The organism is Jiangella alba (assembly GCF_900106035.1).
In the GTDB taxonomy this organism is placed as follows: domain Bacteria; phylum Actinomycetota; class Actinomycetes; order Jiangellales; family Jiangellaceae; genus Jiangella; species Jiangella alba.
On record NZ_FNUC01000004.1, the window covers coordinates 336,940 to 354,773 of the forward strand.

The following is a 17,834-nucleotide window of genomic DNA, read 5'->3' on the forward strand; positions in this document are numbered from 1 at the left end:
GACCTCGAAGTCTTCCCCGATGATCGCTCGCCTCCCGTTGGCGCCCGCTGCGCAGTCTGATCACCTCGCTGGCCAGAAGGTTACGGGCACACCTCCACCTTCCGGAACGCGCGCCGACCCGACCCGTCAGAATGGACCCGTGGACAGCCGGATCATCGACCTGCGCACCGGCACCGATCTGGTCACCGACGTGACCCGCGACGTGCTCGAGTTTTGCCGTGGCCGCGGCGACGGCCTGTGCCACTTGTTCGTCCCGCACGCGACGGCCGGGCTGGCGCTGATCGAGACCGGCTCCGGCACCGAGCCCGACCTCGCCGGCGCGGTCGACCGGCTGCTGCCGCGCGAGGACGTCTACCGGCACCGCCACGGCAGCCTCGGCCATGGCCGCGACCACGTGCTGCCCGCCTTCATCGCGCCGTCGCTGACGCTGCCCGTGCTGGGCGGCGCGCCGGCGCTGGGCACCTGGCAGAGCGTCGTCGTCGTCGACTCCAACGTCGACAACCGCGACCGCAAGCTACGGCTGTCGTTCCTCGCCGGGTGAGCTCAGTCGCCGTCCCCGGGCTCGGGCGTGCGCTGCCTGACGGCCGGCCGTCCGGCCATGACACTTCGATGTCGAGTTGCTTGACAGAGAGACCATCCAACTTCTGGGCTGTCAGAGCAGCCCAAAAGTTGGATGATCATGGCGGACGTCATCGTCACAGCATCCGTGCCGGGTGCGCTGCGGCCGGAGGCAGCGTCAGCCAGCCCACTCGATCAGCGGCTGGTGCCGCGCGGGGTCGCGCAGCTCGGCCAGCGCCAGCTTCTCCAGCTGCCGCACCCGCTCCTTCGTGAGGCCGACGCGCTCGGCGACCTCCTGCAGGGTGTGCTGCTCGCCGTCCTCGAGGCCGAAGCGCATCGAGACGATCAGCGCCTCGCGGGGGGCCAGCGTGTTGACGAGGTCGCGCACCTGCTCACCGAGCGCCTGGAACTCGATGACGTCGGTGGCCTGCGGCGTCTCGGTGTCCTCGATGAGGTCGCCGATGCTGGCGGTGCCCTCGTCGCCGACCGGGGTGTCGAGGCTGACGGTGTCGCGGCGGATGCGGCGCAGCTCGATGACCCGGGCCGGGGTGAGGTCGATCTCGGCGGCCAGCTCGTCCGCCGTGGGGTCGCGGCCGAGGTCGACGGTGAGCTTGCGCTCGGCCTTGCCCAGCTTGGACAGCGTCTCGAGGACGTGCACCGGCAGCCGGATGGTGCGCGCCCGCTCGGCCTTGCCGCGCTCGATGGCCTGCCGGATCCACCACATCGCGTAGGTCGAGAACTTGAACCCCTTCGCGTAGTCGAACTTCTCGACCGCGCGGATCAGGCCCAGGTTGCCCTCCTGCACGATGTCGAGGAACGGCAGCCCGCTGTTGCGGTAGTACTTGCGCGCCGCGGACACGACCAGCCGCAGGTTCGCGCGGATCATGTGGTCGCGGGCCTGCTCGCCGTCGAGGACCAGCGCCGCCAGCTCGTCGCGGCGCCGGCCGGGCTTGGTGTCGTCCAGCAGCGACGCCGCGTACACGCCGGCCTCGATGCGACGCGCCAGCTCGACCTCCTCGGCCGCCGACAGCAGCGGCGTCGTGCCGATCTGCTTGAGGTACTGACCGACGAGGTCGTAGTCCTCGTCGCGCCCCCGGTCCGGGGAGCGCACCTGCTCCTGCACCATCGTCATTCGTTCGTCTCCCTCGTGTCTCAACGTTGTCGTGGCGGCCCATGGCACGCCCGGGCGCGCGCACTCAGGCGCGGACCGTCGGTGGTTGCGTTGGTGGGTTGCCCTGCGGGAGCCCGCGGATCTCTCGATCCGGCTCCCGAAGCCCCGGGCCGATGGCGGCCTACCGGGGACTTCCAGCTAGAGGAACGTCCCGATAGCGCCGGGTATTCCGGCGTTCGCGCTTGTCGGCGGGGTGCTCCCCGGCGACGATGGAACGGATGAGCGACGACGATGGTTCCGGCGGGCGGTTCGTCGTCCAGGAGCACCATGCCCGCCGGCTGCACTGGGACCTGCGGCTCGAGCACGACGGCGTGCTGGCGTCGTGGGCGTTGCCCCGCGGCTTCCCCCGCACGCCCGACGAGAACCGGCTCGCCGTCCGCACCGACGACCACCCGCTGGAGTTCCTCGACTTCGACGGCGAGATCCCGGCCGGCCAGTACGGCGGCGGCGCCCTCACGATCTGGGACCACGGCACCTACGAGGCGGAGAAGTTCCGCGACGACAAGGTCGTGGCCCGGCTGCACGGCGCGAAGGTCCAGGGCCGGTTCGCGCTGTTCCGCACCCGCGGCGACGACTGGATGATCCACCGCATGGACGGCCCGGCCGACGACGGCGAGCCGCTGCCGCCGTCCCTGCTGCCGATGGCCGCCACGCTGTCGACGCTGCCGCCGGACCAGGACGCGTGGGGCTTCGAGATCAAGTGGGACGGCGTCCGCGCGCTCGCGTTCGGCGAGCCCGGCCGGCTCCGCCTCGTCGGGCGCAACGGGCGCGACTTCACCCGGCAGTACCCCGAGCTGCGGCCGCTGACGAACGCCGTCGGCGCGCATCGGCTGGTGCTCGACGGCGAGATCGTCGCGTTCGGCGACGACGGCCGGCCCAGCTTCCAGCGCATTCAGCCGCGCATCCACCTGGCCTCCGACGCCGACATCCGGCACCAGGCGCAGGCCGTGCCGGTCGTCTACGTGATCTTCGACCTGCTCCACCTCGACGGCCGGTCGTTGCTGGACACGCCGTACGAGGAGCGGCGCCGCGAGCTGGCCGCGCTCGGGCTGACCGGGCCGCACTGGCAGGTGCCCGACTACCAGCGCGGCGACGGCGACGTCCTGCTCGACGCGACCCGCCGCCAAGGACTGGAGGGCGTCGTCGCGAAGCGGCTGGCCAGCCGGTACCAGCCGGGCCGGCGCAGCCGCGACTGGCTGAAGATCAAGAACGTGCGCAGGCAGGAGGTCGTCATCGGCGGCTGGATCGCGGGGCGGGGACGGCTGGCGGGTTCACTCGGCGCGCTGCTGGCCGGCTACCACGACGACGACGGCGCGCTGCGGTTCGCCGGCAAGGTCGGCACCGGCTTCGACGACGCCACCCGCGCCCGCCTGCTCCGGCGGCTGGAGGGCCTTCGCACCGACGAGAGCCCGTTCACCGGCCGCCAGCCGCAGCGCGACGCCGTCTTCGTCCGGCCCGACCTGGTCGCCGAGGTCGAGTTCGCCGAGTGGACCGGCGCCGGCACGCTGCGTCACCCGTCGTTCGAAGGGCTGCGCGAGGACAAGCCGGCCCGCGACATCGTTCGCGAGGAGCCGGTGCCGCCACCAGCCTGACCTCGGGCGGTGCGGACCGCGCGGCATGCCCGCGGCCGGGGCGGGTACGGGTGCCGGATGCCGCGGCCACCGTGGCCGCGGCGGAGGGAGGTACCCCATGAGTACCGAGCTCATCGTGGTGCTGGTCATCATCGTGGTGCTCGTCGCCGTCGCCGCGTGGCTGCTGTCGCGCCGTCGCCGCAGCGCCGCCCGCCGCGAGGCGGCCGTCCAGGAGCGGCAGCAGGCCGCCGCGGCCGAGCGGGCCGCCGAGATGCACCGCGCCGAGGCCGACGAACGCGCCGCGCAGGCCCGGCACGCACGGGCAGTGGCCGCGGAGCAGGAGGCCGAGGCCGAGCGGCTGACCGCCACCGCCGGCGACGAGGCCGCGGCGGCCGCCGAACGGCGCCGCACAGCCGACACCCTGCACCCCGACGCCTCTGACGCCGACGCCCCGGACCCCGCCTCGCCGCGCGACGCCGCGCCGAATCCGGACCGGACCGGCCCCGACGTCGTCTCGGACGAGCAGCGCCGGCCGGGCTGACGACGCGGTCAGCTGGAGCGGCGCATCCCCCGTCGCCGCCGCTCCAGCTGCCGCCGCTCCTCGGTGTCCAGGCCGCCCCACACGCCGTACTGCTCGTCCCGCTCCATCGCCTCGGCGAGGCAACGGTCCCGGACCGGGCAGGTCTCGCAGATCCGTTTCGCACGGGTCTCCTGAGCGCGTCTGCGGCTGGGCGACACCCCCTCGGGGACGCAGAACAGGTCTGCGTCCCACCCCCGGCACAGCCCGTACTCCCACCACGACGCCGAGTCGACTCGAGCACCTGGCTCGTCCGGACTCGGCACCACCACATCGCTGCGTCGTCCGGCCTCCGTTCTCCGGACGATCCGCATCACCCCGACAGTCATCACCCCCGGTTACCCACGGGTTCCCGGGGCAAACCGGCCGAACGGCCCGGGATCAGGGCTCGTCGGGCAACCGCCCCGTGGCGATGACCCGTTCGGCGACGACACGCAGCTTGACGTTGCTGTTGCGGGAGTAGCGGCGCAGGACGGCGAACGCGCGGTCGGCGTCGAGGCCGTACCGCTCCATGAGGATGCCCTGGGCCAGCCCGATGAGGTGCCGGGCGCCGATGGCCTGGCGCAGTCCGTGCTCCTCGCGCGCCGACGCGAGCGCGACCGAGGCGTGCCGGGCGAAGATCTCCGCGACGTCGGTGTCGTCGTCGTCGAACATGCCCGGCCGGTGGCCGTAGAGGTTGAGCGTGCCGAGCGTGGTGTTGCCGGTGCGCAGGCACACCGACAGCACGCTGCACAGGCCGAGGTCGGCGGCCTGCGGGCCCCACGCCGGCCAGCGCGGCTCGGCGGCGGTGTCGTCGATCAGGATGGACGTGCGGGTGTCGATGGCCGCCCGGCTCGGTCCCTCGCCGAGGGCGGTCTGCAGTTCGTCGGCCTTGCCGACCCGCGGGTCGGTGGCGACGGCGGTCTCGAGACGCCCGCCGCCGCGCTGCAGCATCAGGCCGGCGTCGTCGCAGACGGTGGCCTGCTGTGCGTACTCGACCACCCGCTCGAGCGTCTGCTCGACGTCGGGCTCGTCGTGCAGCGCGAGCGCCATCTCGGCGAAGTCGCCAGCATCAGGTTCGGTCACACCCGTCCTCCGCCACTCGAGCCCCTACCGGGCCATCATCCTCCCCGAGCGGGTCGGCAGTGTCGATCCTCCCCCATCGGGTACGCACCGGAACATGGTGGGCAACGGTGATCTGCGACCGCACGCAGTGGTCACTGGCGGGGCGGGGTTCCTCGGCTCGCACCTGTGCGACGCGCTGCTGGCGTCCGGGCACCGCGTCACCTGCGTCGACAACTTCGAGACCGGCCGCTCGGCGAACGTCCGGCACCTCGCGGACGAGCCGGAATTCGCGCTGCTCCGGCGCGATCTCAACGACGAGCTGGACGGCGAGCTGCCCGGACCGGTCGACGTCGTCTTCCACCTCGCGGCGCCGGCCGCGCCCAGCGACTACCTGATCGACCCGGTCGCGACGATGCGCAGCGCCAGCGCGGGCACGTTGAACGCGCTCGACCTCGCCCGCTCCCGGTCGGCCCGGTTCGTACTGGCGTCGACGTCGGAGGTGTACGGACCAGCCGGCGACGTGCCCAGCCGCGAGGACCACGTCGGCCAGGTCGACCCCGCCGACGGCTACGGCGCCTACTACGAGTCACGCCGGTTCGCCGAGGCCCTGACGACCGCCTACCGCACGACGTACGCGCTGCGGACGGCGATCGGGCGCATCTTCAACACCTACGGGCCGCGGATGCGCCTGGACGACGGCGGCGTGGTGTCGCGGTTCATCCGGCAGGCACTGGCCGGCGCGCCGCTGACCGTGCCCGGGCCCGGCACCCAGACCCGCTCCCTGTGCTACGTCGACGACGCGGTCGCCGGCATGCTGGCGCTGGCCGAGGGCGGCTACCCGGGGCCGGTGAACATCGGCAGCCCGGAGGCGGTGCCGGTGTACACGATCGCCCAGGAGGTCGCGGAGATCGCCGGCCCGGCCGCCGAGATCGTCTTCGTCGAGCCGCCGACGGTCGACAGCCGGGCCCGCCGCCCCGACATCACGCTGGCCGCGCAACTGCTGGACTGGCGGCCGCGGACCTCCGTGCACGACGGGCTGGCCGCCACGCTCGCGTCGTTCCGGCGGGGCAAGCTCCGGCGTGCCTGACGCCGCCACCGTCCCGCGGACGCGGTCGCTCACCCGGCTGCGCGCCGCGGCCGAGCACTGCCAGGCCTGCGACCTCTACCGCGACGCCACCCAGACGGTGTTCGGCGCCGGTCCGCGCGACGCGCCGCTCATGCTGGTCGGCGAGACCCCGGGCGACGTCGAGGATCGCGAGGGGCGGCCGTTCGCCGGCCCGGCCGGGCGGCTGCTGGACCGCGCCCTGGCCGACGCCGGGCTGGACCGCGACCGCGCCTACGTCTCCAACGCCGTCAAGCACTTCCGGTTCCATCGCGAGGGGAAGCGCCGCATCCACGAGAAGCCCGACGCCGGGCAGATCGCGGCCTGCCGGCCGTGGCTGCGGGCCGAGCTGGCCGCCGTCCGGCCGCGGGTGCTCGTCGTGCTCGGCGCCACCGCGGCCGCGACGGTCCTGGGCCGCTCGTTCCGGGTGACCGAACAGCACGGGCAGCCGCTGGAATGGGCCGACCACGCCGCTGGCTCACCGCTGGCCGAACCCGGCGGCGGCCCGCCGCTCGGCGACACGATGGTGGTCGCCACCGTGCATCCGTCGGCGGTGCTGCGGTCCCGGGACCGGGACGCGGCGTACGCCGGCTTCGTCGCCGACCTGCGGGCCGTCGCGCCGTTGCTCTGACGTCAGGTGTTCCCCTTGGACCGCATGCTGGTGGCCAGCAGCACACCGGCGGCGGCGAGGCCGACCTGGACGATGATCTCGATCCAGTCGACGCCGCTGGTGTCGCGCAGCGGGCCCACGATGGCGGTGCCGATGAGCGCCGCGACGATGCCGATGACGATGGTCAGCCAGATGGGGATGGCCTGCTTCCCCGGGATGACGAGCCGGCCCAGTGCGCCGATGATCGCGCCGATGACGATGGCCGAGATGATGCCGCTGACCTCCACGGGCCCTCCCCGAACTGGATGGTGTGCCTGCTCCGATCCTGCCCGATGGCGTACCCCGATGGCGTGAATTCACCGCCGCCTGGGTACGTCGCGGTGGACGAACGGAGACAGCCCATGACCCTCAGCGACGTCGCGTTGTTCGCCCCGTCGCCCGTGCTCACGCTGACGATCGAGGATCAGGCCGGCCGGCCGGACATCCACGTCCACGCCGGGGGCCAGGGCGTCTGGCAGGCGCGCATGCTCGTCACCCTCGGCGTCTCGGTGACGATGTGCTGCGTCCTGGCCGGCGAGACCGGGACCGTGCTGCGGCACCTGATCGAGGACGAGGGCGTCACCGTCAAGGCGGTCGACGGCACCGGGCGCAACGGCGCCTACGTCCACGACCGCCGCGACGGCGAGCGGGTCGAGGTGGCCGAGGCGCCGTCCGACCCGCTCACGCGGCACGAGCTGGACGAGCTCTACGGCCTGACGCTGAGCGCCGGGCTGGACGCGGGCGCCGTGCTGCTCAGCGGCCCGTCCGACCACCCGGAGGCGGGCGAGGCGCTCCCGGCCGACGCGTACCGGCGGCTGGCCGCGGACCTGCGCGCCGTCGGGAAGCCGGTGGTCGCGGACCTCGCGGGCGACCGGCTGGCCGCCGTCCTGGAGAGCGGCCTGACGGTGGTCAAGGTCAGCCACGAGGAGCTGCTCGCCGACGGCCGCGCGGCGACGGATGACCAGGAGGCGCTGATCCGGGCGATGCACGAGGTGCACGACGAGGGCGCGCAGCACGTGATCGTCACGCGGGCGCACGACCCGCTGCTGGTGCTCGCCGACGACGTCGTCCGCATCGTGCGCATGCCGCGGCTGCAGTCGGCCGACACGCACGGCGCCGGCGATTCGCTCACCGCCGGCGTCACGGCGACGCTGGCCCGCGGCGGCGACATCGAGGACGCGGTCCGGCTGGGCGCCGCGGCCGGCATGCTCAACGTCACGCGGCACGGGCTCGGCACCGGCGACGCCGAGGCGGTGCTGAAGCTGCGCGACCTCGTCGAGGTGGAACGGCTGGAACGGAGCGGCTCGTGACCGCCCGGGTGCTCGTCACGAACGACGACGGCATCGACGCGCCCGGGCTGCGGGTGCTGGCCACGACCGCCCTCGACCTCGGCCTGGACGTCGTCGTGGCGGCGCCGGCGGTCCAGTTCAGCGGCAGCGGGGCGTCCATCGTCGCCGGGCTGGAGGACCGCGACCGGATCGCGCTGGAGCGGCGGCCGCTGGACGGCCTCGACGACCTGCCCGCGTACGCCGTCGGGGCCGCGCCCGGGCTGATCGCGCTGATCGCGGCGTACGGCGCGTTCGGCGACCGGCCCGACGTCGTGCTGTCGGGGATCAACCACGGCGCCAACGTCGGGCGGGCGATCCTGCACTCGGGCACCGTCGGCGCCGCGCTCACCGCGGGCATCAACGGCGCTCGCGGCCTGGCCGTCTCGCTCGACGTGGGGCTGGCCGCGGAGTTCGGCCTGGAGCGCCCGTCCGCGGACCCGCGCTGGGCGACGGCGGCCGGCGTGGTCGCGCGGGTGGTGCCGGTGCTGCTGGAGCAGCGGCCGGGGACGGTGCTCAACCTCAACGTCCCCGACCGCGAGCCGGACGAGGTGGGCGACCTGCGCGCCGCGCCGCTGGCCGAGTTCGGCATCGTCCAGACCACGATGACCGAGCACACCGACGAGCACATCCGGATCTCCGTCGCCGACCTCTCCGACCCGCCCGCGCCCGGCACCGACGCCGCGCTGCTGGCCGGTGGTCACGCCGTCGTGACGGCGCTGCGCTCGGTGTCCGAGACGGACTCGCCGGCATTGGCCGCGCTGGCGGGCGCTACGGCACGAGAGTGAGCTCGACGGCGTACCCGTGCCCCTCGCGCTCCCACCGGGTGGCGCGCCACGGCGACGGGTCGACGACGGCGCGCAGCTCCGGCTCGGACAGGAACAGGTAGTCGAACCACTCGGTCGCCAACCGGCCGTCGCGCAGCCGGATGCGGCACTGGCCGGGCAGCCGGCCGCGCTCGCGGTTCCACCCGTGGTAGTCGAGGTGTTCGGGGTCGTCGGTGTCGAACGGGTCCAGGCCCGACAGCAGCAGCCGCCCGCCCGGCGCCGTCACCCGGGCCAGCTCGGCCAACACCACCGGCGCCGTGGCGGCCGAGCCGAGCAGGCCCACGTTGTTGCCGAGCAGCAGGACGGCGTCGAACGTGCCGACGCCGCCGGGCAGCGCCGTCGCCGACCCCGCCCGGGCGTCGACGCCGCGGGCGCGGGCCACCGCCACGGCACCCGGGGAGGTGTCGACGCCGACGACGTCCAGGCCGTCGGCGGCCAGCACCGCCGCGTGCCGGCCCGCACCGCAGCCGACGTCGAGCACCCGTCCGGCGAGGCCCGCGCAGACGCGCCGCTCGGGCTCCGGCCACTCGTCCCGCCCGGAGAAGTAGGCGGCGGCGTCGTGGACGCCGATGTGCCCGTCGTCGCGCTCGACGACGGCGAAGGCCACGCCGGGCCGCCCGGCGGCGGCGTGGCACCGCTCGAGCACCCGGCCGAACGCGTCGCCCGTCATGATCTCCATCGCACCATCAGACCGCCCGGGTGGCCGTCCGCGCCAGCGGATAAACGGGAGCGATGATCTCGTCGGCCAGCCAGTGCGCGACGCCGTCGGGGAACGGCGGGCGCACGCTGAGGACGATGTGCCCGAACCCCGCGTCGATCAGCTCCTCGACCATCGCACGGGTGGCCGCGGGCTGCTCGTAGTCGACGATCAGCTGGACGGAGCGGACGATCGTCGCCGGGTCGCGTCCGATCTCCGCGCAGTGCTGGTCGAGCAGCGCCGACCGCTCCCGCAGGAGCGCGAGGTCGAAGTGCGGCGGACCGGGCACGTTCCACACGTCGGCGTGCTCGGCGACGACCCGCAGCGACCGCGGCCCGTAGGCGCCGATCAGCAGCGGCGGACCGGGGCGCTGTACCGGCTTGGGCTCGCAGACGGCGCCGCGCAGCGTGTAGTGCTCGCCGTCGAAGTCGAACGACTCCTCGCTCCACAACCGGCGGACGATCGTGCTCGCCTCCGCCAGCGCGGCCCGGCCCTCGGCGGGCGGCACCAGCGGCAGCCCGTACGCGGCGTGCTCGCGGGCGGCGAACTCCTGCCCCGCGCCGTGCGCGTCGGTCGCGCCGACGCCGAGCCCGAGGATCAGCCGGCCGCCGGAGACGATGTCGACCGTCGCCGCCATCTTCGCCAGCAGCGCCGGCGACCGGAAGCGGTTGCTCGTGACCAGGTGCCCGAGCCGGATCCGCGACGTCTGCGCGGCCAGCGCGGCGAGCAGCGTCCAGCCCTCGTGTCCGGGCGTCGTCGGCGGCCCGATGATCGGCACCAGGTGGTCCCACAGCCAGGCGTCGGCGAGGACGGGGACCTCGTCGGCCTCGCGCCACACCCGGACGAGGTCGGCGTAGTCGACGTGCACCTGGGTGGTCTTGATCCCGAAACTGACCTCGTTCATGATGGCCATCCTTTCGTCAGTACGACTGATCGTCAGTGTAGCTGACGATCAGTCGGGTGGCAGAATCGAGGCATGGCCACCGACGACGACACCGGCTCGCCGCCGCCCGGCTTCCGCCTGCACTACCTGCTCAAGCGCGCCCACCTGCACCTGGCCACGCTGGTCGGGCAGGCGCTGGAGCCGTACGGCGTCGACCCGCGCGAGCTGGCCGCCCTGGTGCTGCTGACCCGGGGCGACGCGCTGTCGCAGCAGGACCTCGCCCGCCAGCTGCAGGTGGACCGCACGACGATGGTCGCGATGGTCGACCGCATGGAGGCGCTCGAGCTCGTGCGCCGGCGGCCCGACCCCGCCGATCGCCGGAAGAACCTGGTCGAGCCCACCGAGCACGGCCGGCGCATCGGGGCCGACGCCACCCGCGCCGTCGACGCGGCCGAGCGGCAGTTCCTCGCCGCCGCGCCGGAGCTGAGCGGGCCGGCGTTCCGCGATCTCCTCTGGACACTGGGGCGCGACTTTCGCCACTGATCGGTCCGGTTTCTCAACTCACCGACGCTAGACACTTCCGCTCGATGCATGACGATCGGTACGATCCGGGCAACCGCTTTCCAGCGTCGGAGGGTGATGCGCATGCCGGCTCCCGAACCCACCCGCCGCACTGTGCTGGGGGCCGCCGGCGCCGGGGCCCTCTGGCTGGCCGCGGGCGTGCCGGCGCCCGCGGCCAGCACCCCGCCGCCCACGGCCGTCGTCGGACCGGAGCAGCACCCCGGGCTGCGCTACTGGTACCCCGTCCCGCGCGACCCGGGCGTCGTGCGCACCGACGTCTGCGTCTACGGCGGCACGTCGGCCGGGGTGACGGCGGCGGTGCGGGCCGCGCAGGCCGGCCGCAGCGTCGCCCTCGTCGTGTTCGGACGGCACCTGGGCGGGCTCAGCTCGGCCGGGCTGGGCGCGACCGACACCGGGCGGATCGAGTCGATCGGCGGGCTGAGCCGCGAGTTCTACCGCCGCCTCGGCCAGCACTACGGCCGCCCGGAGTCGTTCACCTTCGAGCCACACGTCGCCGAACAGACTTTCGACTCATGGATCGAAGAGACAGAGGTCGAGGTGTACCGCGACCACCGGCTGCAGGACGTCCGGCTGGCCGGTGGGCGCGTCCACTCGCTGCGGGCCGAGAACGGCAAGGTCTTCGTCGCGAAGATGTTCATCGACGCCAGCTACGAGGGCGACCTGCTGGCGGCGGCCGGGGTCAGCTACACCGTCGGCCGCGAGGCGAACGCGACCTACGGCGAGACGCTCAACGGCGTCCAGTTCCGCTCGGGCCACCAGTTCCAGCGCCAGGTCGACCCGTACGTCGTGCCGGGCGACTCGGCCAGTGGGCTGCTCCCGGGCGTCTCCGCCGACCCTCCCGGCAGCACCGGCCAGGGCGACCAGCGGATCCAGGCGTTCAACTTCCGCGTCTGCCTGACCCGGGCGGCCGAGCCGGTCCTGCACGTGCGCGCAGGACAGCACGCCGACGTCCTGGGTGGCGGCGGCGGACGGGAGGTCGATCGAGCCGATCGGCTGCCACGTCGTCCCGTCGACGCTGTACGAGCCGTCGAAGCGGGTCTGCGAGCGGACCAGCCGCAGGTGGACGGGGTACGGCGACGGCGTCATCGGCGCGCGCAGCACCGACTCGACCGTCCCGCTGCCGTCGGCGTCCCAGAGCAGCAGCAGCCCGTTCTCGGGCTTCACCACCAGCGCGACGTAGCCCGCCGACGTCCCGGCGCCGCGCAGGTCGTTGCGGAACACCAGCCCGGCCCGCGCGTTCGGGTCGGTGGCCTCCTGGTGGACGACGGTGACGGTCGCCGTCGTGGCCGGGCCGGCCGCGCCGTCGTGGAAGACGGCGCCGTAGTGGTCGACGCCGGTCCACAGGTCGACGCCGTTGCCGAGGATCGCCAGCCGCGCGCCCCGCTGCCCGAAGTGCGCCCGCGTCGACGCCGCCGTCTGCAACGGCGCCCGCACCGGTTCGGCGACGGCGACGGCGTGCTGTGCCTGGTGGCTGCCGCCGGCGTAGCTGACGGACGCCTCCAGCGTGGCCTGCTCGACCGGCTCGGACGGGGCCGCCGCCGTCGCCCGCCAGGTCGCCGCGAACTCCGCGCCCGGCTCCACCGCGCCGGTCTGCACCGGCGTCGACGGCGTCACCGTCCAGCCGTCGGGCGCGGCCAGCGCGAGCCGCACCTCCGTCACGGTCGCCGACTCCTCGTTGACGAACGTGACGGTGACGTCGCCGGCGGCGCCCGGGCGCAGCTCGTCGGGCGCGTCGAACGCGAGCACGCCGGCGTTCGGCGGCCAGGTGATGATCATTCCGTCCGCCCGCAGCCGCTGCCGCAGCGCCGGGTACGGCACGTCCTGCACCGCGACGCCGCTGCTCAGCGCGAGGTCGGCCGCGACCGCCGCCGCGTGCCCCGTCGCCATGAACACCGGCTCCATGCGGGCCGACCCGAAGGCGATGTGCGACGCCGAGATGGCGCACGTGACCAGCAGGTTCGGGCACTCGCCACGCTTCGGGACGATGGCGCGGTAGGAGATGCCGTACGGACCGGCCGGCGGCACCTGCACGTCGCCCTCGTTGCGGGCGAACCCGCCGACGACCACGCGCGCGCAGTTGTGTGAGTCCATGGTGTAGGACGCCAGCGCGATCGGGTCGTCGGCGGCCACCGTCCAGCGGCAGTCGTGCTCGGTGATGACGTAGTCGGCGAGCATGCGGCGGGCCTCGCGGATGTACAGCTCGTGCGACCAGCCGCCGGTGCCGGTGAATTCGTCGTTCGTCAGTCCCCAGCCGTTGACCTCGGTGCGGACCGCGTCGGGCACGCGCGGATCGTTGGCCAGGAACCAGAGCAGCCCCTGCTGGTAGCTGACGTGGTCCTGGAAGATCGCCTCCCGGGTCTGGTGGTCGCCGTCGGGCCAGGAGTAGTTGCGGCCGATGTTGTCGGTGCTGACGGCGCCGTGGTTGTTGAGGTCGGTCTTGCCGTTCGGCATCGGCGTGTTCAGCCGCATCGCGTCCCAGACCCCGGCCTGGAGGTAGCGCAGCAGCAGCTCGTACCGGCCCGCGTCGTAGTGCGGCGGCCGCGGGAACGGCCGCCGGTCCGCCTGGCGGTGTTCGAGAACCTGACGCTCACCTGAGGCTCACCGGCCCCTTTGCAATGAGCACCCATACGCACCACCGGCGGGGTGGTGCGTATGGGTGCTCATTGCAAAAGGGGCGCGCACACATCGCGACCAGCGACGATGCCGCGGCGTCAGTCCGTGAACGTCGCGACCACCGGCGCGTGGTCGGAGTCCTCGGCCGCCGCGCGCCGCCGCGGGTCGTCGGTGACCGACGCCAGCCCGCGGTCGACCAGGCTGTCGACCGTCTCGACCCGCTGCAGCAGCTCGTGCGAGACGAGGAGGTGGTCGATCAGCTCGCCGCGGCCCCGGTAGACGCGGCTGTACCGGCGCGGCTCCGCGATCAGCGGCGCGGTGTTCCACAGCCGCCACGCGTCGCCCTGGTCGGGCTGCATCTGGCCGGGTGTGCCGATCTCCGAGCCGCCCGGCCCGAGCAGGATCTGCGTGGTGGCCGCGCCGGGCTCGTCGTTGAGGTCGCCGCAGACCACCAGCGCCCGCTGCCGCCCGTCGCCGTCGAGCAGGGTGTTCGCCCACTCGCGGACGGTGGCCGCCTCGGCCGCGCGGCGGTACAGCGCGAACGCGCCGTAGCGGGCCCGCTCCCCCTCGTCGCGCGGGCCGAACCGGCCGCCCGGGTAGCTGAGCAGCTTGGACTTGAGGTGACAGGTCACGACGTCGACGGCGCCGCCCGCGGCCGTGCGGACCCGGACCCGCAGCGCGCCTCGTCCCATCTCCTCCGACAGCGCGCCGCCGTCCGACGCGCGCACCGGCCCGACGCCGTCGGCGTACGCGACGAGGTCCTCGGTCTCGTCGACCGGCAGCCGCGAGATCGCCGCCACCCGGATGCCGCGGCTGTCGGGATGCGCGGACACGTGCGTCGTCCAGTCGCCGTCGAGCCGCTCGACGAGGTCGTCCAGCGCGGCCGGCTCGCCGATCTCCTGCACCGCGAGGACGTCCGGCGCCATGCGGCCGACGGTGCCGGCCAGCGCGGCGAGCTTCGCCTCGTACGTCGCCTGGTCCGGCGGCCGGCCGTCGCCGTCGCCCGGACGGAACAGGTTCTCCAGATTCCACGTGCCGATGACGGTCACGGGCCGACGGTACCGTGCCTATGCTCGGCAGGGTCAGGTCCCGGACCGAGCCGTGGGAGCAGCGATGCACGAAGACGACATCAGGGCCAGGATCAACGCGCTGGTCGAGGACGAGCACCAGCTGCGGCAGCGGCTGCAGACCGGCGAGATCTCGACCGACGAGGAGCACTCCCGGCTCCGTCAGCTCGAGGAGCAGCTGGACCAGTGCTGGGACCTCCTGCGCCAGCGTCGCGCCCGCGTCGAGGCGGGACAGAACCCCGACGAAGCCGCCGCCCGGCCCGTCGACGAGGTGGAGAAGTACCTGCAGTAGGACACTGGTCGTATGAATCTCGACGACGCGGCGGACGAGCTGTACGCCCTCCCGCCCGACGAGTTCGTCGAAGCCCGCAACACGCTCGCCAAACGGCTCAAGAGCGAGGGCGCCGGCGACGTCGCGGCCCGGGTCAAGGCGCTGCGCAAGCCGACGGTGGCGGCCTGGCTGACCAACCAGCTGGTCCGTCAGCACGGCGACGACATCCACGCGCTCGCCGACCTCGGCGAACGCATGCGCCGGGCGATGTCCGCCATGGACGGCGCCGCGCTGCGTGAACTGACCGCCGAACGCAAGAAGCAGGTCGACGGCCTGCTCAAGGCGGCCCGGAAGGTGGCCGCCGGGGCCGGGCAGAAGGCCGGGCCCGACCTCATCGAGGCCGTCGCCGCCTCTCTGGACGCCGCCATCGCCGACCCGCGTGCCGCCGAGGTGCTGCGGGCCGCGCGGCTGTCGCACGGGCTGGAACACGTCGGGTTCGGCTCCGTCGAGGACGACGGCGAGGCGGCCGAGGTCATCTCGCTGTCCGAGGCCCGGGTCGCCCGCGGCCAGCGGCTCGAGACGACGCGGCGGCCGCGTGCGACACCGGCGGCCACGGCGGAGGCCGAGCCGGCGGGCGAGGCTGCCGATTCGGCCGCTGAGACCGCTGGGGCCGCAGGGGCCGCCGCGGAGCCGGAGCCCGCCGGCGACCACGCACGGGCCGAACACGAGCTGGAGCAGGCCGAGGCCGCCGTCGACGCCGCCGAAGAGCAGGTCGACGACGCCGAGGCCGCGCTGGACGACCAGCGGCAGCGGCTGGAGCGGGCGCAGGAGGCGGTCGAGCGGCTGACCGAGGAACTGGCCGCCGCCCGCCGCGAACTCGAACAAGCCCGCGACGACGTCGGCTCCGCCGAAGACGACGTCGAGACCGCCCGCCGCGCGTCCGAAGCCGCCCGCCGGCGCCGCCGCGAAGCCAAGCAGGCACTCAGCCGGCTGTCCTGATGGCCGACGGGCAGACCCCGCGGTCGAGGCGGCTGGCGTCGCCGATCCGCGAGTTCATCGCGACGCAGAGCTCCGGCGCCGTGGTGCTGCTGGCGGCCACCGTCGCGGCGCTGGTGTGGGCGAACTCGCCGTGGCCGGACAGCTACGAGGAGTTCTGGCACACCGAGCTGTCGATCCGGCTCGGCGACGCGGAGTTGTCGCTGGACATCAGGCACTGGGTGAACGACGGCCTGATGGCGCTGTTCTTCTTCGTCGTGGGGCTGGAGATCAGGCGCGAGTTCGACATGGGCGAGCTGCGCGAACGCAGCCGGGTCGCGACGCCGGTGCTGGCGGCGCTGGGCGGGATGGCGGTCCCGGCACTGCTGTACCTGGCCGTCAACGCCGGCGACTCGGCGGTACACGGCTGGGCGATCGTCATGGGGACGGACACCGCGTTCGCGCTCGGCGTGCTGGCGCTGGCCGGCAAGAGGGCGTCACCGCGGACGCGCACGTTCGTGCTGACGGCGGTGATCGTCGACGACGTGGTGGCGCTGACCATCATCGCCATCGCGTACTCCGAGGACGTCTCGCTCGCGGCGCTGGGCGTGGCCGTCACGCTGTTCGGCGTGGTGCTGGTGCTCAAGCACAGCGGCGTGCGGCACGGCGTCCCGTACTTCATCGTCGGCTCCGGCATCTGGCTGGCCACGCTGGTCTCGGGCGTGCACGCGACGCTGGCCGGCATCGCGCTCGGCCTGATCGCGTCCGCCTTCCCGCCGTCGCGCGAGGACCTGGAGCGGGTCGGCGCGGTGTGGCGGCTGTTCCGCGAGCAGCCGGTGCCGGAGTACGCGCGGACGGCCAGCCGCACCCTCGCGACCGCGATCTCGCCGAACGAGCGGCTGCAGCACCTGTTCCACCCGTGGGCCAACTACCTGATCGTGCCGCTGTTCGCGCTGGCCAACGCCGGTCTGGTGATCAACGCCGACGTGCTGCGCGAGGCGGCGACGTCGCCGATCACACTGGGCATCGTGCTCGGGCTGGTGGTCGGCAAGCCGGTCGGCATCGTCGGCGTGACGTGGCTGGCCAGCCGGTTCGGGTTCCCGCTGACGGTGCCGTGGCCGCAGCTGATCGGCGCCGGGACGATCGGCGGCGTCGGGTTCACCGTGTCGCTGCTGATCGCCGGCATCGCGTTCGAGGGCCACCAGCTCGACGACGCCAAGCTCGGCATCCTCGCCGCGTCCGTCATCGCGACGGTGCTCTCGCTGCTGGTGTTCCGGCTGATCGGCCAGCTGCCGGGGCGGGCCCGGACGGCCGGGGAGGACCGGCTGGCCGCCCCGATCGTCGACCTCGCCGACCCGGTCGACCCGGAGGTCGACCACATCCGCGGCCCCGAGGACGGCCGCGTCACGCTGGTCGAGTACGGCGACTTCGAGTGCCCGTACTGCGGCCGGGCCGAGCCGGTGCTGCGCCAGCTGACCCAGGCCTTCGGCGACGACCTGACGTTCGTGTTCCGGCACCTGCCCCTCACCGACGTGCACGAGCACGCCCAGCTCGCCGCCGAGGCGGCCGAGGCGGCGGGCCGGCAGGGCCGGTTCTGGGAGCTGCACGACCTGCTGCTCACCCACCAGGACGCGCTCACCTACCCCGACCTGCTGCGCTACGCCGACGATCTCGGCCTGGACGTCGACCGGTTCGCCCGCGACCTGTCGTCGCGGCACTTCGCCCTGCGCATCACCCGCGACGTCGAGAGCGCCGAGCAGAGCGGTGTCGCCGGCACCCCGACGTTCTTCGTCAACGGCCAGCGCCACCACGGGGCGTACGACCTCGAGTCGCTGCGCGCGGCGATCACGCGCGAGCTGGGCGCGACCCGTTCCCAACGGCGCGATCCGGGTCCATGATCGGTGCAGGCACATCCGAGGGGG

18 protein-coding genes and 2 pseudogenes are annotated in these 17,834 nt (G+C 73.9%); 12 read left to right on the forward strand and 8 right to left on the reverse strand.

The genetic code is table 11. From position 1 onward, the window contains the following. Positions 1 to 151: 151 nt before the first annotated feature. Positions 152 to 541, forward strand: coding sequence for a YjbQ family protein (locus BLV02_RS19395; RefSeq protein WP_425432595.1), 390 nt, complete (start codon positions 152 to 154; stop codon positions 539 to 541). A 195-nt stretch (positions 542 to 736) separates the two neighbouring features. Here the strand turns inward: BLV02_RS19395 and BLV02_RS19400 are convergent, their stop codons facing one another. After that, positions 737 to 1,690 carry a sigma-70 family RNA polymerase sigma factor gene (locus BLV02_RS19400; protein ID WP_083288308.1) on the reverse strand — a complete coding sequence of 318 codons (954 nt, stop codon included), beginning with the start codon at positions 1,688 to 1,690 and terminating at the stop codon, positions 737 to 739. A 257-nt stretch (positions 1,691 to 1,947) separates the two neighbouring features. Here BLV02_RS19400 and ligD point away from each other — a divergent pair, with 257 nt between their 5' ends. Together ligD and BLV02_RS19410 are read left to right on the forward strand one after the other, a co-directional pair. Further along, on the forward strand, positions 1,948 to 3,321 hold the full coding sequence (gene ligD, locus BLV02_RS19405; RefSeq protein WP_216094018.1) for a non-homologous end-joining DNA ligase: 1,374 nt from the start codon (positions 1,948 to 1,950) through the stop codon (positions 3,319 to 3,321). 97 nt (positions 3,322 to 3,418) lie between these two features. Next, entirely contained in the window at positions 3,419 to 3,841 is a 423-nt protein-coding gene (locus BLV02_RS19410) for a hypothetical protein (RefSeq protein ID WP_069109724.1), read from the forward strand. Positions 3,842 to 3,849: 8 nt separating this feature from the next. Here the strand turns inward: BLV02_RS19410 and BLV02_RS19415 are convergent, their stop codons facing one another. Together BLV02_RS19415 and BLV02_RS19420 are read right to left on the reverse strand one after the other, a co-directional pair. Then, positions 3,850 to 4,206, reverse strand: coding sequence for a WhiB family transcriptional regulator (locus BLV02_RS19415; RefSeq protein WP_083288309.1), 357 nt, complete (start codon positions 4,204 to 4,206; stop codon positions 3,850 to 3,852). A 52-nt stretch (positions 4,207 to 4,258) separates the two neighbouring features. Then, on the reverse strand, positions 4,259 to 4,942 hold the full coding sequence (locus BLV02_RS19420) for a GAF and ANTAR domain-containing protein (protein ID WP_216094020.1): 684 nt from the start codon (positions 4,940 to 4,942) through the stop codon (positions 4,259 to 4,261). Between the two features lie 94 nt (positions 4,943 to 5,036). Here BLV02_RS19420 and BLV02_RS19425 point away from each other — a divergent pair, with 94 nt between their 5' ends. Together BLV02_RS19425 and BLV02_RS19430 are read left to right on the forward strand one after the other, a co-directional pair. Then, on the forward strand, positions 5,037 to 6,008 hold the full coding sequence (locus tag BLV02_RS19425; protein WP_069109725.1) for an NAD-dependent epimerase/dehydratase family protein: 972 nt from the start codon (positions 5,037 to 5,039) through the stop codon (positions 6,006 to 6,008). Continuing rightward, positions 6,001 to 6,654: a UdgX family uracil-DNA binding protein gene (locus tag BLV02_RS19430; RefSeq protein WP_074946542.1), complete on the forward strand. Its 654-nt coding sequence runs from the start codon at positions 6,001 to 6,003 to the stop codon at positions 6,652 to 6,654. Before BLV02_RS19425 ends, BLV02_RS19430 begins: the two co-directional genes overlap by 8 nt. A 2-nt stretch (positions 6,655 to 6,656) precedes the next feature. Here BLV02_RS19430 and BLV02_RS19435 read toward each other — a convergent pair whose 3' ends face one another. After that, positions 6,657 to 6,920 carry a GlsB/YeaQ/YmgE family stress response membrane protein gene (locus tag BLV02_RS19435; RefSeq protein ID WP_069109727.1) on the reverse strand — a complete coding sequence of 88 codons (264 nt, stop codon included), beginning with the start codon at positions 6,918 to 6,920 and terminating at the stop codon, positions 6,657 to 6,659. Between the two features lie 114 nt (positions 6,921 to 7,034). On the opposite strand from BLV02_RS19435, the gene BLV02_RS19440 reads away from it, so the two are divergent. Further along, positions 7,035 to 7,982, forward strand: coding sequence for a 1-phosphofructokinase family hexose kinase (locus BLV02_RS19440; protein WP_069109728.1), 948 nt, complete (start codon positions 7,035 to 7,037; stop codon positions 7,980 to 7,982). Then, positions 7,979 to 8,785, forward strand: a complete 807-nt coding sequence (gene surE / locus BLV02_RS19445; protein ID WP_069109729.1) for a 5'/3'-nucleotidase SurE — start codon at positions 7,979 to 7,981, stop codon at positions 8,783 to 8,785. The genes BLV02_RS19440 and surE overlap by 4 nt, the downstream gene beginning before the upstream one ends. On the opposite strand, the gene BLV02_RS19450 is transcribed toward surE, so the two are convergent. Together BLV02_RS19450 and BLV02_RS19455 are read right to left on the reverse strand one after the other, a co-directional pair. After that, on the reverse strand, positions 8,769 to 9,503 hold the full coding sequence (locus BLV02_RS19450; protein WP_069109730.1) for a class I SAM-dependent methyltransferase: 735 nt from the start codon (positions 9,501 to 9,503) through the stop codon (positions 8,769 to 8,771). The two genes, surE and BLV02_RS19450, sit on opposite strands and share 17 nt — an antisense overlap. Positions 9,504 to 9,510: 7 nt before the next feature. Further along, the gene (locus BLV02_RS19455) at positions 9,511 to 10,425 is read right to left on the reverse strand and encodes an LLM class flavin-dependent oxidoreductase (protein WP_216094021.1); all 915 of its coding nucleotides are present in this window, start codon (positions 10,423 to 10,425) and stop codon (positions 9,511 to 9,513) included. Between the two features lie 72 nt (positions 10,426 to 10,497). Here BLV02_RS19455 and BLV02_RS19460 point away from each other — a divergent pair, with 72 nt between their 5' ends. Both BLV02_RS19460 and BLV02_RS38320 read left to right on the forward strand, forming a co-directional pair. Next, entirely contained in the window at positions 10,498 to 10,947 is a 450-nt protein-coding gene (locus BLV02_RS19460) for a MarR family winged helix-turn-helix transcriptional regulator (RefSeq protein WP_069109732.1), read from the forward strand. Positions 10,948 to 11,049: 102 nt separating this feature from the next. Beyond that, positions 11,050 to 11,841: pseudogene (locus BLV02_RS38320) on the forward strand (FAD-dependent oxidoreductase); the annotation flags it as partial. 666 nt (positions 11,842 to 12,507) lie between these two features. Here the strand turns inward: BLV02_RS38320 and BLV02_RS36590 are convergent. Together BLV02_RS36590 and BLV02_RS19475 are read right to left on the reverse strand one after the other, a co-directional pair. Then, positions 12,508 to 13,560, reverse strand: a pseudogene (locus BLV02_RS36590) (FAD-dependent oxidoreductase); the annotation flags it as partial. Between the two features lie 137 nt (positions 13,561 to 13,697). Continuing rightward, complete coding sequence (locus BLV02_RS19475; RefSeq protein ID WP_069109734.1) at positions 13,698 to 14,648, reverse strand: endonuclease/exonuclease/phosphatase family protein; 951 nt, start codon at positions 14,646 to 14,648, stop codon at positions 13,698 to 13,700. Positions 14,649 to 14,712: 64 nt separating this feature from the next. Between BLV02_RS19475 and BLV02_RS19480 the strand changes: the two genes are divergently transcribed. From BLV02_RS19480 to nhaA, 3 genes are read left to right on the forward strand one after another with little or no spacing between them, the layout of a single operon-like run. After that, positions 14,713 to 14,958, forward strand: coding sequence for a DUF2630 family protein (locus BLV02_RS19480; protein WP_069109735.1), 246 nt, complete (start codon positions 14,713 to 14,715; stop codon positions 14,956 to 14,958). Positions 14,959 to 14,970: 12 nt separating this feature from the next. Continuing rightward, the gene (locus BLV02_RS19485) at positions 14,971 to 15,936 is read left to right on the forward strand and encodes a hypothetical protein (RefSeq protein WP_069109736.1); all 966 of its coding nucleotides are present in this window, start codon (positions 14,971 to 14,973) and stop codon (positions 15,934 to 15,936) included. Beyond that, a complete protein-coding gene (gene nhaA / locus BLV02_RS19490) occupies positions 15,936 to 17,810 on the forward strand; it encodes a Na+/H+ antiporter NhaA (protein ID WP_069109737.1) in 1,875 nt (624 codons plus the stop codon). Before BLV02_RS19485 ends, nhaA begins: the two co-directional genes overlap by 1 nt. The last annotated feature ends 24 nt before the right edge of the window (positions 17,811 to 17,834 follow it).